This is a genomic window from Streptomyces sp. NPDC029836 (assembly GCF_055574495.1).
In genome coordinates, this window is sequence record NZ_JBVHZI010000007.1 from 390,838 (window position 1) to 405,750 (window position 14,913).

Here is a 14,913-nt window from a genome sequence, read left to right on the forward strand (position 1 = left end):
GCTGGGCACTAGAGCGGCGGTGGCTCCGGCCGTTCCTGGGGGCCGCGGCCCGACAGGACCTCCCCGTACGCCTGCATCAGGTCCGCCAGCCGCAGCGTCGCCAGGTCGTCGCGCGTGGGCTCGCCAGCGAAGCCCGCCAGCCGCAGGTCCCGGTAGGCGCAGCTCTTCTCGTACAGGGTGCGCAGGAAGCGGCCGTTGCCCAACTCGTCGATCCAGCCCTGCTCGACGACGTGCCCGCTGATGCTGCGCAGCTCCTCCACGGCCTCCTCGTCCCACCGGTCCCCGTTGGCCTCCGCCAGCACGCCGCCGATCGCGGTGAGTTCCGGCGGTCGGTAGCTGGGGAAGTCCACCCGGGTGGTGAACCGCGAGGACAGCCCCGGGTTCGCGCCGAGGAGCCGGTCCATCCCCGCCGGATAGCCGGCCAGGATCACCACCAGGTGGTCCCGGTTGTCCTCCGCCCGCTTCAGGAGCACCTGGAGGGCCTCGTCACCGTACGCGTCCCCCTTGCTGTAGCCGGAGTTGGACAGGCTGTACGCCTCGTCGACGAACAGCACCCCGCCGATCGCCGAATCGATCAACTCGTTCGCCTTGACAGCGGTCTGACCGAGGAACTCCCCGACCAGATCGGCTCGTTGGGCCTCCACCAGATGGTCGCCGCCCAACAATCCCAGCGCGAAGAACACCCGCCCCAGGATCCGCGCCACCGTGGTCTTGCCGGTGCCCGAGGGACCGGAGAACACGAAGTGGCGCTTCGGCGGCTGCACCGGCAACCCCTGCGCCGCCCGCAGCCTGGCCATGTGCAGCTGCGCCGACAGGGCCTTGACCTGCCGCTTCACCGGGTCCAGCCCCACCATCCGCTCCAGCTCCGCGAGCGCCTGCGCCAGCGCCCGCGGATCGGCGGGTCCGGCCGGCAGCCCGGCCGGTGCGCCCTGCGGCGGCACGGACACCTTGTGCCGTACGCCCTCCAGCCCGCCCGAGCCCGCCGACGGTGCGAAACGCTGCTCGGGCGGTTCCAGCGGCGTCGGCGGATCCGGGTCAACCTGCCCGTCCGCCGCGATGTCCTGGGCCGCGACGTCCTGGGCCGTGACGTCCTGGAAGGGGCCACCGCCGAGCGCCACCGCCGCGTAGTCCCCGCCGGCCGTGGACAGGCCGTGCCCCGCCAGCCCCTCGCCGAGGTGCCCGGAGAGCCCCGCGTACCCGGCCATGTCGTCGGGGTCGCTGCTGTCGGCGATGGCCGTCAACCGGGCCGCGGTGTCCATGAACGCCGGATCCACCCGGTGCACCGCCCGGTACAGCGGCAGCGCCGCGGCGCTGCGCCCGGTGCCCTCGTGCGCCCGCGCCAGCCAGTACCGCAGCTCCTTGCGCTGCGGCTGCTCGCTGCGACAGCGCATCAACGCCGCCGACAGCATCGGCTCGGCCTGCCCGTACATCTCCAGCCGGACCCGGGCCATCCCGCCGAACAGGCCCGCCTCGATGCCCAGCAGCGGATCCTCCACCAGGGGTTCGGTGTGCCGCACCAACTCGTCCCAGTCCTTGACCAGGTAGGCCCGGCAGGCGTGCAGGAACCGCACCTGCGGGTCGGTGTCCACCGGCGGCAGCGCGGCGAGGGCCTGGTCCAGCTCCGGCACGTGCCGGCCGTCCAGCCAGTGCGAGGCGTGGGCCAGCAGCAGGTCGCGCCGGCTCTCCAGCACCGGCTGTACCCACCAGCCGAGCCAGTACCAGGAGTTGAGCGTCCGCCGGTGCCGTGCCCGCTGCTCGCCGAAGCGGTCCCGGTGCGCGTACATGCGCAGCAGGGCGTTCGTGGTGTCGACGCGCAGCGCGTGCAGGCCCAGCCAGGCGTCGGCCATGGTGGGGTCGAACCGCACGGCCGCCCGGAACTCCTCCTCGGCCTGCGGATAGGCCCCCATGGTGCAGGCGTCCACTCCGCGCAGCCAGGCGAGTTCGGCCGGGGCGTGTGCGCTGCCCGGCATGCCGAAGTCCATCACATCCCCCACAAGCCAGCCCCGTGGTACGCGGCAACCCCCGTGCTCCGCACGCGAGTTGTCCACCCCGCCGATGAAATCAGGGCTGCATCGTACCTGCGGTGACGCACCTTACCCAGGGTGCGACGGGGACGGGTCGCGCGTGCGCCCCGGAGGCGCATGGTAACGCACCGTGAGGATCGGCGGGCGCGGCCGGGCGCCGGGCGGCGGTCGGGAGCCGTCCCGGGGGGACAACGAAGCCCCCGGTCACGGGGGAACGACCGGGGGCTTCGTGTCCGCGGCGGCCCTCGCGGACCGCGCGTTCTGAACGTAAGGCCGTCGCCGGGCCGGGGTCAAGCGGGTCGGAGGAGGCCCCGGGGCGCCGGTTCGCGGAGCCGCTCAGGCCTGGGGCAGCCCGTCGCTCTCGGTGATGGAAACGGCCGTTCCCGAGGTCGCACCAGCCCCTGAAGTCCACTCGTATCCCGTACCGCTCTGGCGTACCAGGGTGTCGGCGAAGGGGCGCGAAGGGTCGTCCGAGAAGTGCGCGCGCTCGGCGCGCTCCCATCCGTCCCAGAAGTCGGACAGTTCGCGCCCGTCCCGGTTCCTCCCGCGCCGCCAGGAGGTCTCCCGGGCGGTCTCCATCCACAGCAGCCGCGCCAGCCGCGGCCGCAGGGCCCGCCGGCCCGCCCCGACGCCCTCGACGAGCACCACCGGCGCCGGCTCCAGCACCCGTTCCGGCCCGAAGCACCGCTCCACCCAGTCGTACGGGGCCCAGTGCGCGGTCCGGCCCGCCGCCAGCGGCGCCAGCACCTGCGCGTCCAGCCGGCCCCACCAGCCGAACAGCTCCTCGTGGGTGGCCACCTCGTCGAGGTGCAGCACCGGCGCCCCGCCGAGGGCCCCGGCGAGCCGTTCCGCGAAGGTGCTCTTCCCCGATCCGGCGTGCCCGTCGACGCCGATCAGCCGGACCGGGCCGAGGGAGGGCGGCAGAGCGGCGAGCTCCCGCGCGAGTGACTCAAGTGACTGCTGTGGCTCCACCCGGCCAGCTTAGGCCGCGCGTTCGCAGGGGTCCGTTCACCCCGACACGTGCCGTGGCTTCGGCCCTCGGCCCACGGGAACTGGAAGGGTGGACGAGCCGATCCACCGCACCGAGCCCTGGGGGCCAACGCCGATGACCGCACCCACGCCGCGCCGGGCCCTGCTGGCCGTCGCCCTCGCCGCCGCCACCACGGTCGGCCTCCCCGGGGGGCGGGCCTCCGCCGCCCCGACCCCGGCCTCCGAGCCGGGATCCGGACCGCTCCCCGTGCCCGCGGCCCCCGGCGCGGACGCCGCCGCGACCGCCGCCGCCCGGACCGTCGACAACCGCTTCTGGTACTCCCTCGCCCACTGGCGGGCGGGCATCCACGACGGCACCAGGGCCGTCGACGGAGCCCGCGCCGGTCTGGAGATCGCGACCCCGACCGGCCGCACCACCTACACCGACCCCCACACGGCGAAGAAGGCCACCTGGGAGTACGCCACCTGGACTTCGCCCGTCCACCGCTCCACCGTCCCCGGTACCGAGGCCATCGCCTCCTGGAACGCCGCCACCCCCGCCGGTACCTGGATCCAGATCGAACTGCGCGGCACCTACACCGACGGCAAGGTCGGCCCCTGGTACGTGATGGGTCGTTGGGCCGCCGGTGACGGCGACATCCGCCGCACCTCCGTCGACGGCCAGAGCGACGGCAGGACCACCGTCCGGACCGACAGCCTGGCCGTCGACGACCCGTCCTCCGGCATCCGGATCAGGGACTGGCAGCTGCGCCTGACCCTGTACCGCAAGCCCGGCGCCGACCGGGGCCCCACCGTCCGGCTGGCCGGCGCGATGCTCTCCGACGTCCCGGACCGCTTCACCGTCACCGCCTCCACGCCCTCCGGGAAGGCGCACGAGCTGAAGGTCCCGCGCTACTCGCAGGAGATCCACGCCGGCCGGTACCCCGAGTACGACAACGGCGGCGAGGCCTGGTGCAGCCCCACCTCCTCCCAGATGGTCGTGGAGTTCTGGGGCGGCCGCGCCTCCGCGAAGGCCCTGTCCTGGGTCAACACCTCCTACCGGGACCCCCAGGTCTGCCACGCGGCCCGCTCCACCTACGACGCCGCGTACAAGGGCTGCGGCAACTGGCCCTTCAACGCCGCCTACGCCGCGACCTACCGGGGCCTCGCGGGCGTCGTCACCCGGCTCACCTCCCTCGCCGACCTGGAGACCCTGGTCCGCGCCGGCATCCCGGTCATCACCTCCCAGTCCTTCCTCGCCGAGGAACTCACCGGTGCGGGTTACGGCACGGCGGGCCACCTGATGACCGTGATCGGCTTCACCGCCGCCGGGGACGTGATCGCCAACGACCCCAACTCGCCCGACAACGCGGCCGTCCGCCGCGTCTACGCGCGGCGGGAGTGGGAGAACAACTGGCTGCGCACCAAGCGCCGCAACGCCGCCGGGAAGACCGTCGCGGGGACCGGGGGCATCTGCTACCTCTATGGTCCGGCCCGTCCGGGCCCGGTCCAGGCCGCCGCGTTGAAGGCGGTCGGAGTGCTGTGAGAACGCCCTCCGGCACGGAGGGGTCAAGAGTCGAAACCGTGGTCAGCGACCTCCTCCCCGGAGCCGTCGCCCTCTGCCTCGGCCCGGCCGTGGTGGCCATGGGCGGCCGCCGGCGTGACGGCATGACGGCATGACCTGACCGTACGCGGTACCCGTCGCCGGGTCCCGGCCGCGGCCCGCTCCGGCGGACCCCGGTCGGGGCCCGGTGACGTGACGCGCGCCACCAGTGACCGACGTCCTATCGCGAACGACGCGCCCGCCGGCACATTGGACGGCATGACCGCAGACAGCGCCGCCCTCAACGCCGCCACCCCCACGACCGTCGCCACCGGTGGGCCCGACGAGGGCTCCTCGTGGCTGGAGCACGTGCTCGGCTGGACCCTCGTGGTGGTCGTCGCCATGTTCGTCACCCAGGTCGGTTGGATGTAGCTCCTGCCGGGGGCCCTACGAGGCCTCCAGGCGCAGCCCGTCGGTGACGATCACGTCCGAGGTCACCAGGGCCTGTTCGGCGCTGACCCGCGTCATGAACACGAACGGCGGGATGACCGGGGGAGCGGGCAGCCCGTCGGGGCTGAACGTCACGCACAGCAGCCCCTCGATGCACCCGCTGAACCGGGTCAGGTACAACGTCACGTCGCCCCGCAGTTCGAGCGACCGCGCGGCCAGCCCGTACTCCTCGCCCCCGTCCCGGGTGCGCAGCCGGTAGTCGCTCAGCGAGGCCGCGGCCATCTTCAGTACGAGGACCCTGCGCGGCCCGTCCACCGTCACGACCTCGGTGACCCCGGCGAGGGCGAAGCCCCGGGGCGCGAACAACGAGGTCGTGACGGTCGGGGGAGTCCGCGCGACCACCGGCGCCGCCCCCGTCGCCACCGCCCCGGCCCCGGCCCGGCCCTCCATCGGCGCGCCCGTCGCCAGCGCGGCCAGCAGTACCACCGGCAGGGCGGCGGCCCTCACCCGCGGCCCGCTGCCCTCCCCGCCGGCATTCCCGCCGCCCTCCCCGGCGAACTCCCGCGCCCCGTCCTCCGCGCCGGCGTCCTCGTCCCGCGTCCCGGAGTCCGGCGTCCACCCGAAGGCGAGGGCGCCGCCCGCGATGCCGAGGAGCATCCCGACGAGGAACCCGCCCAGGTTGGTCGCCACGAAGGACAGCACCGACAGCAGCAGCGCGTGGATCGAGACGTAGGCGCGGGACTGCGGCAGGAACCACAGGAAAAGCCCCGCCACGATCAGCGCGACCCCGATCCCGATGGCGGCGATCCCGCCCGGACCGAGGCTGACGAGCACGGCCAACGGGGACAGCGGCACCAGCAGCAGCTCGGCCCCGCCCAGCACCAGCAGCAGCCCGCCCCAGAACGGCCGGGTGCGCCGCCAGGTCCGCAGCCGCCGCCGCTGCTCCGGCAACGGAAGCCGCCCGCGGGTTCCGACCGGACGGCCTAGAAGCACGTGCGGCCGTCCAGGCTCACGGCGACCCGCAGACCCTTGAGCCGGAAGTTCCCGCCGGTCGCGGACCAGGCGTGCGACTTCACGCCGACCACCTCGATGTTCCCGGCCTGTAGCCCGAACTTGCCCGGCTCGCCCCGCACCCCCTCCACCGCGTCGAGCGTGGACGCGTCCCGACCGATCTGGGCGGTGCCGAAGGTGGCGTCGCCGTCGAGGTCCTCCCCGTCGATGATCAGGCTGCTCGCGGTCACCTCCCCGGCCGGACCGCCCGCCGTCAGCTTGAACACCACCGTGCCCAGCGGGGTGTCCACCTCCGCGGACTGGCAGATGTCGGTGAGGGTGGCGTCCCCGATCCCGAGCAGGGCCACCGGGTGCCCCGTGCCGTCGACGGAACGGTCCGTCTGCACGTACGAGGCCAGCCCCTTGCTGGTCAGCTTCGAGGAGGAGACCTGGAAACTGGTCCCCGAGACGGCGAAGGACGCGGCGAGCGCGCCCTGGGCCATGACCGTTCCCAGCACCCCGACCGCGACGAGCGAGGGCAGGGCGACGAGCGCCGACCTCCTCCAGCGGACCCGGCCCCGCGGGTTCGGTTTCCCGTCCTTGCCCATGGTGGTGCCTCCCGTACGTCGTCCGGTGCGCGGTGATGTGCGCGGGGATGTGCGGAGGAACTGGGTCGAGCCGGCTCGGGCACGCAGGTCTGCCATACTGCGGGCGTCCTGTGGCAGTTCGAGGCTAGGGCTGGATTTGAATAATAGTCAACAGCGGGGCAGGACCGGGCGTTCGCAGGTTCGGCGGGCCGAACTCATAGCAACCGGCCGCAAGTTGTTCGACAGCACCTCGTACGACGCCCTCTCCATGGACGACATCGCCAAGCAGGCCGGCGTCGCCAAGGGGCTGATCTACTACTACTTCACGAGCAAGCGCGGCTACTACCTCGCCATCGTCGAGGACTCCGTCGCCGAACTCGTCGCCCGCGCCGGCCGGGACACGGACCTGTCCGGCGTCGAGCGCGTCCGCCGCACCGTCGACGGCTACCTCCACTACGCCGAGCACCACCCCGCCGCCTACCGCACGATCGTCACCGGAGGCGTCGGCTCGGACGCCGAGGTGCTGGCGATCCGGGACGCGGTGCGCGAGGAACTGACGGCCACCATCGCGGAGGGCGCCTACGGCACCCGGACCGTCCCCCCGCTCGCCCGGCTCGCCCTCGTCGGCTGGCTCTCCGGCGTCGAGGGCGTCACCCTGGACTGGATCGGCGCCCTGGGGGCGGAGGGGCAGCCCGACCGGGCGACCGTCGGAGCGCTGCTCGTACGCCAGCTCCGTGCGACGCTGACCGTGATCGAGGAGTTCGTCCCGCAGTGTCCCGCCCCTCCGGCGGACCTGGACGGGGCGTCGAACGCCCTCGGCCACGGTGATGATCAAGCACCGGTGACGGAAAGCGTCTGATCGGGCATACTCAACCCGCCGCAGCCGCTCTTCGAGCCCTTCCGTGACCCGGGAGGGCCGTGTCGGTTGTGTGAGCACCGAGACCCGGTGGCGCGTCCCACACCTCACGCGTCGCCGCCGTGCCCGACCAGGGAGGAGAGCGCCGCCATGACCGAACGCGCCCCACAGACGGTGGACCGTCAGCTGCCCACCGAGGAGTCCCGCGACCTCCTGGCGCTCGTGCGCGAGATCGCCCAGAGGGAGATCCGCCCCCTCGCCTCGGACGAGGAGGAGGCCGGCCGGTTCCCCCGCGAGGTCTTCACCCTGCTGTCCGAGTCCGGGCTGCTCGGTCTTCCGTACGCCGGTGAGTTCGGCGGCGGCGACCAGCCGTACGAGGTGTACCTCCAGGTACTGGAAGAGCTCGCGGCCGCCCGCCTGACGGTCGGCCTCGGCGTCAGCGTCCACTCCCTGGCCTGCCACGGCCTCGCCGGCTACGGCACCAAGGAGCAGCGCGCCGCCCACCTGCCCGACATGCTCGGCGGCGGGCTCCTCGGCGCCTACTGCCTGTCCGAGCCGGCCGCCGGCTCGGACGCCGCCTCGCTCACCACCAAGGCCGTCCGCGACGGCGACGACTGGGTGATCACCGGCACCAAGGCCTGGATCACCCACGGCGGGGTCGCCGACTTCTACACCGTCCTGGCGCGCACCGGCGTGCCGGGCCCCAAGGGCATCACGGCCTTCCTGGTCCCCGGCGACGCCCCGGGCCTGACGGCGGCCGTGCCCGAGAAGAAGATGGGCATGAAGGGCTCGCCCACCGCCCAGCTCCACTTCGACGGCGTACGGGTCCCCGACGCGCGGCGTATCGGCGACGAGGGCCAAGGCTTCACCATCGCGCTCGCCGCCCTCGACGCGGGCCGGCTCGGCATCGCCGCCTGCGCCATCGGCGTCGCGCAGGCCGCCTTGGACGAGGCGCTCGCGTACGCGCTGGGCCGCAAGCAGTTCGGGCACCCCATCGCCGACTTCCAGGGCCTGCGCTTCATGCTGGCCGACATGGCCACCAAGATCGAGGCGGGCCGCGCCCTCTACCTGGCCGCCGCGCGGCTGCGGGACGCGGGCAAGCCGTTCTCCCGGCAGGCCGCGATGGCGAAGCTGTTCTGCACCGACGCGGCGATGTCCGTGACCACGGACGCCGTCCAGGTCCTCGGCGGCTACGGCTACACGGCGGACTTCCCGGTGGAGCGGCTGATGCGCGAGGCGAAGGTGCTCCAGATCGTGGAGGGCACCAACCAGATCCAGCGCATGGTCATCGCCCGCCACCTGGCCGGCCCCGAAACCCGCTGACGCGGCCCGGGCCGACGCCCGCGGTTCCGTAGCCGTCGGGGCCGCCGGGCCGGCCGCCGGGCGTGCTCGTACCGGCAGGGTGCGCCGGCCGGGGGTGGTGGGGCGGGCTGACGCACGCGGTTCCGCGATCCGGGCCTGCCCGGATCGCGTACCCGCCCCCGGGGCGGCCGGCGGGGTGGGACGGCCACCGCCCCGGGACGGCCCGAGCGTCAGCCGCCGTACAAGGGCCCGCTCGGCCAGATCGGGGACGATGCGACCCGGTGCCATTCGGGGTCGCGCAGGCCCGGCAGGGTGCGGCCCGCCTCGGTCCAGCGGGCGATGAGGTCGAGGTAGATGGGCGGATCGGGGTGACGTTGCCGGCCCGGCTGCCGGACCTCCCCGGGTGGCCGTTCCGCCGCCGACCGGCCCGCCTGGAGGCGCTCGGCCTGCGGCCGTTCGGCTTGCAGGCGCTCGGCCCGGAGGCGTTCCGCCTGGTAGCGCTCGGCCTGCGGCCGGTCCGCCGTGGGCGGCCGGTCCCCGAGCTGACGATCCGCCCGCTGAACCGATTCTTCGAATCCGGGCGGTGTGGGCCGCCTGCGGCGTCCCGTCCGTGACGGGGAGGACTCAACCGTGCTCATGCAGGGGCAACGCGGCGCGTCCGCCCCGGGTAATCGCCGGCCGGCCCCGCCCATCCGTTCGACCCCTCCCACCGGCCGCCCCCGCGCACGGCCCCCGCCCCGGCGCGCTTCGGCCCGCGAGGGGCGGAGCGGCGCGGGCCGGAGCACGCCCTGGCCGAGCGTGCCGGGTTGTCAGGACGTGCCACAACTATGGCCCCGCGCCGAGTTCCTGACGTACCGTCATATTCGCTGTGCGGCGTCCCGCCCCCGTGCCCTGGAGGTTTGTCATGCCCGCGGACCGTCCCGTCCCGCTCGACGAATACCCCGTCCACCAGGCCCCTTTGTCGATGAAGCACCTCGTCAGCGGCGACCGCAACGCCTACGACCGCTGCATCTTCCACGTCTTCGACCACGCCGGCCGGGCCCTCCTCATCCTGGGCCTGGGGGTCTATCCCAACGCCGGGGTCATCGACGCCTACGCCACCCTGCGCACCGGTGACCAACTCCGTGCCGTCCGGGCCTCCGACGCCCTCGGCGACGACCGGATGAACCTCTCCGTCGGCCCGCTGTCCGTCACCGTCGACGTCCCGCTCCAGAAGTTCACCCTCCGGTGCGACCCCGACCCGGCGGACCCCGACGGGCTGTCGTACGACCTCACCTGGACCGGCGCCTTCCCCGCCGTCTGGGAGCCCCACCACGTCCAGCGCCGCGGCGACCGGCTGATGTTGGAGGGCCGCCGCTTCGTCCAGGCGGGCGACGTCACCGGCCGCATCCGGGCCGGCGGCGAGGAGATCACCCTGGCCGCGGGGGAGTGGACCGGCACCCGCGACCGCAGCTGGGGCGTCCGCCCGATCCCCGGCGAGGACGGCGGCCGGGCGGCGCAGGAGCACCGCCCCGAAGGCTTCCACTGGCTCTGGATCCCGGTCCGCTTCGAGGACCGCTTCCTGATGGTCATCGCGCAGGAGGACGCCGACGGCCACCGCACCCTCAACGAAGCCGTGCAGGTCTTCCCCGAGGGCAGCGGCCGCCACGACGTCCAGCTCGGCTGGCCGCACACCGAGATCCGCTACCGGCCGGGCACCCGCCACCCCGAGAGCGCGGTCGTCCACCTCACCGATCCCTCCCGCGAGCCGCTGGAACTGGGCGTCGAGATCCTCGCCTCCTCCCCGCTCGCCGTCGGCGCCGGCTACCCGCCCGCCGACGACTGGCAGCACGGCAGCTGGCGGGGCCGCGGCTGGACCGACCGCCGCGTCTACGACCTCTCCGACCCCACCGCCCACCCGATGGCCGCCTTCGGCGTCACCGACCACTCGGCCCGGTTCACCCTCGACGGCCGGATCGGCCACGGGATCTTCGAACACGGCAGCTTCGGCCGCCACGACCCCACCGGCTTCGCGGACCACTCCTCCGTCGCCCCCTGACCCCCGCTGCCCGCAGCCCCGAAGGAAGGGCCGGTCATGGCCGCCACCGCTCCGCGTCCCCGCACCTCCACCCGCGAGCCCGAGGAACTCGCCCGCCGGCTCGCCGCCTGGCTCGACGTACGACTCCCGGGTGCCCGCGTCACCGACGTCCGCGTCCCCGGCTCCAACGGCATGTCGAGCGAGACCCTGCTCTTCGACATCGAACACCCGCGCACCCCGCTGCGGGAGTGCGCCCTGCGGCTCGCCGCCGACCCGGCCGCCTACAGCGTGTTCCCCACCTACGACATGCCGCGCCAGCACCGCGTGATGGACCTCGTCGCCCGCCACACGGACCTGCCCGTCCCGCGCGTGCAGTGGCTGGAGGAGGACCCGGCGCCGCTGGGCGCCCCGTTCTTCGTCATGGCCCGCGCCGAGGGCCGCGTACCGCCGGACGTGATGCCCTACACGTACGAGGGCAACTGGCTGCACGCCGCCACCGACGCCGAACGCGCGGTGCTCCAGGAAGCGAGCATCTCGCTGCTGGCCCGCCTGCACGACGGGTTCCCGGCCGAGGAGGCCGCGTTCCTGCTGCCGCCCGGCAAGGGCAGTCCGCTGCGCCGGCACGTCGACGCGCAGCGCGCCTACTACGCGTGGGTGGTCGACGGCCTGGCCCGTTCGCCGCTCGTGGAGCGCGCCTTCGACCGGCTGGAGGAACTCTGGCCCACCGACGAGGGCGAACCCGTCCTCAACTGGGGCGACGCCCGCATCGGGAACGTCATCTACCAGCCCGACGGCTTCGAACCAGTCGCGGTCCTGGACTGGGAGATGGCCGCCTGCGCCCCGCGCGAGGTCGACCTGGGCTGGACGGTGTTCTTGCACCGCTTCTTCCAGGACCTGACCGTCGGCTTCGGCCAGCCCGGCCTGCCGGACTTCCTGCGCCGCGAGGACCTGGAACGCCGCTACGCGGAACTGACCGGCCACGTCCCGCGGGACATGGAGTTCCACACCCTGTACGCCGCCCTGCGGCACGGCATCGTGATGCTGCGCATCGCCTACCGGCAGGCGTACTTCGGGGAGGTCGAGGTCCCCGCGGACCCCGACGGCCTGATCCTGCACCATGCCGGACTCGCCGCCATGGTGCAGGGAACGTACTGGTAGCCCGGCTCAGGCGGCCTGCGCGTGCCGGCGCATCTGCGGCAGCGGGGCCGCCGCCCACCGGACCGGACGCGAACCCGGACCGCCCACGTGGGAGAAGGGCTGCGTCCGCCAGTCCAGGCCCTGCGGCAGGTCGATCAGCACGACGTCCACTTCCGGCTGCTCCGTCTGGAGCAGGGCCAGGAGGGGAAGCGCGTCCGAGGCCGGCCGCCCGGTGCCCGCGCACACCGTGAGCCCGAACGGGTTCCACGGGGTCGGGCACAGCGCGTGCTGCGGCAGGTGCTCCTCGTCGGCGACGAGGGCGATCGACTGCGCGCAGTCGGGGCAGAGCGCGTGGTGGACGTCGAAGTCCTCGGGTTCGAGGTGTTCGTCGTCCTGCGCGTACGCGCCGTCGAGCAGTTCCAGGGGCTCCGGTTCGGTGCGACCGGCGCGCTTGGTGTTCAGCATGTGGATGTATTCCCCCTTGGATGGGCCGGGCGGGCAGGTTCTACGGCCACGGCCACAGCAAGCACTTCCCGTCGCGCGGCACGAGTAACCACGAGCGCCCGCTGTACGCCCGTACACGCCTGTGGCATTCGTCACATGCCCGCCGCAGGTGCCGCTTCTGCGTGGACAGCGCTGTGCCTGGAGCGGTTCCGGGCCGTAGGTTGAGCGGCTATGAGCGCAATGGAGGAGCTGGACCGCCAGATCGTTGATCTGCTCGTGCGGGACGGGCGGATGAGCTATACGGATCTGGGCAAGGCCACCGGACTGTCCACGTCGGCGGTCCATCAGCGAGTACGCCGGCTGGAGCAGCGCGGAGTGATCCGCGGCTACGCGGCCGTGGTCGACCCGGAGGCCGTCGGGCTGCCCCTGACCGCCTTCATCTCGGTCAAGCCGTTCGACCCCAGCGCCCCGGACGACATCGCGGACCGGCTGGCCGGCGTGCCCGAGATCGAGGCCTGCCACAGCGTCGCGGGCGACGAGAACTACATCCTCAAGGTCCGGGTGGCCACTCCGCTGGAGCTGGAGGACCTCCTGGGCCGACTGCGCGCCCTGGCCCACGTCTCCACCCGGACGACCGTCGTCCTCTCCACCCCCTACGAGGCCCGCCCGCCCCGGGTCTGACCCCGGGCCGGCGCCGGCCGGCCACCCGGGTCCCGGCGGACGCGGCGCAGGGGCCAGACTGGTCCGCATGACTGACCGCACCGCCGCCTCCGCCGACGCCGCCGGAGCCACCGCACCCGCCCGTACCGTCCTCCTGCGCGGCGGTGAGGTGCACAGCCCCGCCGACCCGTTCGCCACCGCGATGGTCGTCGAGCGCGGGCACATCGCCTGGGTCGGCTCCGAGGGCGCCGCCGACGCCTTCGCGCAGGGCGTCGACGAGGTCGTCGACCTCGACGGGGCGCTCGTCACCCCCGCCTTCACGGACGCGCACGTCCACACCACCTCCGCCGGACTCGCCCTGACCGGCCTGGACCTCACGGGCGCCCGCTCACTGCCCGACGCGCTGGAACTCGTCCGGGCGTACGCCGCGGCCCGGCCCGGCGACAGGGTCCTGCTCGGGCACGGCTGGGACGCCGCCCGGTGGCCCGAACGCCGCGCCCCGCGCCGCGCGGAACTCGACGCGGCGACCGGCGGGCGCCCGCTCTACCTCAGCCGGATCGACGTCCACTCGGCGGTCGTCACCACCGCCCTGCTGGCCCTGGTGCCCGCGGTGCGGCCCGACGGGGACGAGCCGCTGACCCGCGACGACCACCACGCCGTGCGCCGGGCCGCGCTGGCCGCCGTCACACCCGCCCAGCGCGCCGAGGCCCAGCGGGCCGCCCTGGACCGGGCGGCCTCCCTCGGCATCGGCTCCGTACACGAGTGCGGCGGACCGGACATCTCCTCCGAGGAGGACTTCACGGCCCTGCTGGAGCTGGCGGCCGAGCGCCCCGGACCCCGCGTCTTCGGCTACTGGGCCGACCGCGACCTGGACCGGGCCAAGGCGCTCGGAGCGGTCGGCGCCGCCGGTGACCTCTTCGTGGACGGGGCCCTCGGCTCCCACACGGCCTGCCTGCACGCCCCCTACACCGACGCCCCGCACACCGGGACGGGCTACCTGGGCGCCGCCGAGGTCGCCGCGCACGTCGCCGCCTGCACCCGGGCCGGCCTCCAGGCCGGGTTCCACGCCATCGGGGACGCCGCCCTCACCGCCGTGGTCGAGGGGGTGCGCGCCGCGGCCGAGGAGGTCGGCCCCGCCCGGATCCGGGCGGCCCGGCACCGCGTCGAGCACGCCGAGATGATGACCCCGGCGACCATCGCCGCCTTCGCGGAACTCGGCCTGACCGCCTCCGTGCAGCCCGCCTTCGACGCCGCCTGGGGCGGGGAGGACGGCATGTACGCGGACCGGCTGGGCGCCGAGCGGGCGCGGACCCTGAACCCGTACGCGGCCATGCTCAAGGCCGGCGTCCCGCTCGCCTTCGGCTCGGACGCGCCCGTGACCCCCCTCGACCCGTGGGGGACCGTCCGCGCGGCCGCCTTCCACCGCACCCCCGAGCACCGGATCTCCGTACGGGCCGCCTTCGCCGCGCACACCCGGGGCGGCTGGCGGGCCATGGGCCGGGACGACGCGGGCACCCTCGTTCCCGGGGCCCCCGCCGACTACGCCGTCTGGCAGACGCGGGAGCTGGTGGTCCAGGCCCCCGACGACCGGGTCGCCCGCTGGTCCACCGACCCCCGCTCCGGCACCCCCGGCCTGCCGGATCTCGGTCCCGGCGCCGAGCTGCCGGTGTGCCTCGCGACGGTCGTCGGCGGCCGGGAGGCATTCGTACGGCCACAGGGGTGATCCGCCCGGCCTCGGTTCGGTCCGGGCGGTCGGCGCCGGATAGGTTCGGCCGGGTCCACCACAGGACGCCCGTACCGGACGGAGCCGTCCGCTCAGCGCACCCGCGCCTCGGGGGCGAGGGAAGGTTTCGCCGGCCGGCAGGTGGCTCCGGATCGGGGCCCGGCGGTCCAGTAGACAACGGTCACGGCCTCCCGCAGCCGGCGGGGGGCCG

14 protein-coding genes are annotated in these 14,913 nt (G+C 74.3%); 8 read left to right on the forward strand and 6 right to left on the reverse strand.

All coding sequences use genetic code 11. From position 1 onward, the window contains the following. Positions 1–8: 8 nt before the first annotated feature. Both ACZ4XJ_RS22535 and ACZ4XJ_RS22540 read right to left on the reverse strand, forming a co-directional pair. Positions 9–1,982: an AAA family ATPase gene (locus ACZ4XJ_RS22535; RefSeq protein WP_468497123.1), complete on the reverse strand. Its 1,974-nt coding sequence runs from the start codon at positions 1,980–1,982 to the stop codon at positions 9–11. Positions 1,983–2,360: 378 nt separating this feature from the next. After that, positions 2,361–2,996: a uridine kinase family protein gene (locus tag ACZ4XJ_RS22540; RefSeq protein WP_468497124.1), complete on the reverse strand. Its 636-nt coding sequence runs from the start codon at positions 2,994–2,996 to the stop codon at positions 2,361–2,363. Between the two features lie 133 nt (positions 2,997–3,129). Between ACZ4XJ_RS22540 and ACZ4XJ_RS22545 the strand changes: the two genes are divergently transcribed. After that, positions 3,130–4,539: a peptidase C39 family protein gene (locus ACZ4XJ_RS22545; RefSeq protein WP_362883603.1), complete on the forward strand. Its 1,410-nt coding sequence runs from the start codon at positions 3,130–3,132 to the stop codon at positions 4,537–4,539. 276 nt (positions 4,540–4,815) lie between these two features. After that, complete coding sequence (locus ACZ4XJ_RS22550) at positions 4,816–4,968, forward strand: SCO1431 family membrane protein (RefSeq protein ID WP_362883601.1); 153 nt, start codon at positions 4,816–4,818, stop codon at positions 4,966–4,968. A gap of 15 nt (positions 4,969–4,983) precedes the next feature. On the opposite strand, the gene ACZ4XJ_RS22555 is transcribed toward ACZ4XJ_RS22550, so the two are convergent. Continuing rightward, positions 4,984–5,937: a DUF6114 domain-containing protein gene (locus ACZ4XJ_RS22555; protein WP_362883599.1), complete on the reverse strand. Its 954-nt coding sequence runs from the start codon at positions 5,935–5,937 to the stop codon at positions 4,984–4,986. 32 nt (positions 5,938–5,969) lie between these two features. Next, on the reverse strand, positions 5,970–6,584 hold the full coding sequence (locus ACZ4XJ_RS22560; RefSeq protein WP_468497125.1) for a DUF6230 family protein: 615 nt from the start codon (positions 6,582–6,584) through the stop codon (positions 5,970–5,972). Positions 6,585–6,720: 136 nt separating this feature from the next. Between ACZ4XJ_RS22560 and ACZ4XJ_RS22565 the strand changes: the two genes are divergently transcribed. Next, positions 6,721–7,422, forward strand: coding sequence for a TetR/AcrR family transcriptional regulator (locus ACZ4XJ_RS22565; protein ID WP_468497126.1), 702 nt, complete (start codon positions 6,721–6,723; stop codon positions 7,420–7,422). 147 nt (positions 7,423–7,569) lie between these two features. Beyond that, the gene (locus ACZ4XJ_RS22570; RefSeq protein ID WP_362883593.1) at positions 7,570–8,742 is read left to right on the forward strand and encodes an acyl-CoA dehydrogenase family protein; all 1,173 of its coding nucleotides are present in this window, start codon (positions 7,570–7,572) and stop codon (positions 8,740–8,742) included. Between the two features lie 209 nt (positions 8,743–8,951). On the opposite strand, the gene ACZ4XJ_RS22575 is transcribed toward ACZ4XJ_RS22570, so the two are convergent. After that, positions 8,952–9,359 (reverse strand): hypothetical protein, encoded by a 408-nt coding sequence (locus tag ACZ4XJ_RS22575; RefSeq protein WP_362882942.1) that lies wholly within the window; start codon positions 9,357–9,359, stop codon positions 8,952–8,954. Between the two features lie 266 nt (positions 9,360–9,625). On the opposite strand from ACZ4XJ_RS22575, the gene ACZ4XJ_RS22580 reads away from it, so the two are divergent. After that, positions 9,626–10,759, forward strand: coding sequence for an Rv3169 family protein (locus ACZ4XJ_RS22580; RefSeq protein WP_468497127.1), 1,134 nt, complete (start codon positions 9,626–9,628; stop codon positions 10,757–10,759). Positions 10,760–10,795: 36 nt separating this feature from the next. Continuing rightward, positions 10,796–11,896, forward strand: a complete 1,101-nt coding sequence (locus ACZ4XJ_RS22585; protein WP_468497128.1) for a phosphotransferase family protein — start codon at positions 10,796–10,798, stop codon at positions 11,894–11,896. A gap of 6 nt (positions 11,897–11,902) precedes the next feature. Here the strand turns inward: ACZ4XJ_RS22585 and ACZ4XJ_RS22590 are convergent, their stop codons facing one another. Further along, positions 11,903–12,340: a hypothetical protein gene (locus ACZ4XJ_RS22590; protein ID WP_362882947.1), complete on the reverse strand. Its 438-nt coding sequence runs from the start codon at positions 12,338–12,340 to the stop codon at positions 11,903–11,905. Positions 12,341–12,559: 219 nt separating this feature from the next. Here ACZ4XJ_RS22590 and ACZ4XJ_RS22595 point away from each other — a divergent pair, with 219 nt between their 5' ends. Both ACZ4XJ_RS22595 and ACZ4XJ_RS22600 read left to right on the forward strand, forming a co-directional pair. Continuing rightward, complete coding sequence (locus tag ACZ4XJ_RS22595; RefSeq protein WP_030011705.1) at positions 12,560–13,000, forward strand: Lrp/AsnC family transcriptional regulator; 441 nt, start codon at positions 12,560–12,562, stop codon at positions 12,998–13,000. 67 nt (positions 13,001–13,067) lie between these two features. Continuing rightward, positions 13,068–14,702, forward strand: a complete 1,635-nt coding sequence (locus tag ACZ4XJ_RS22600) for an amidohydrolase (protein ID WP_468497129.1) — start codon at positions 13,068–13,070, stop codon at positions 14,700–14,702. Positions 14,703–14,913: the final 211 nt, after the last annotated feature.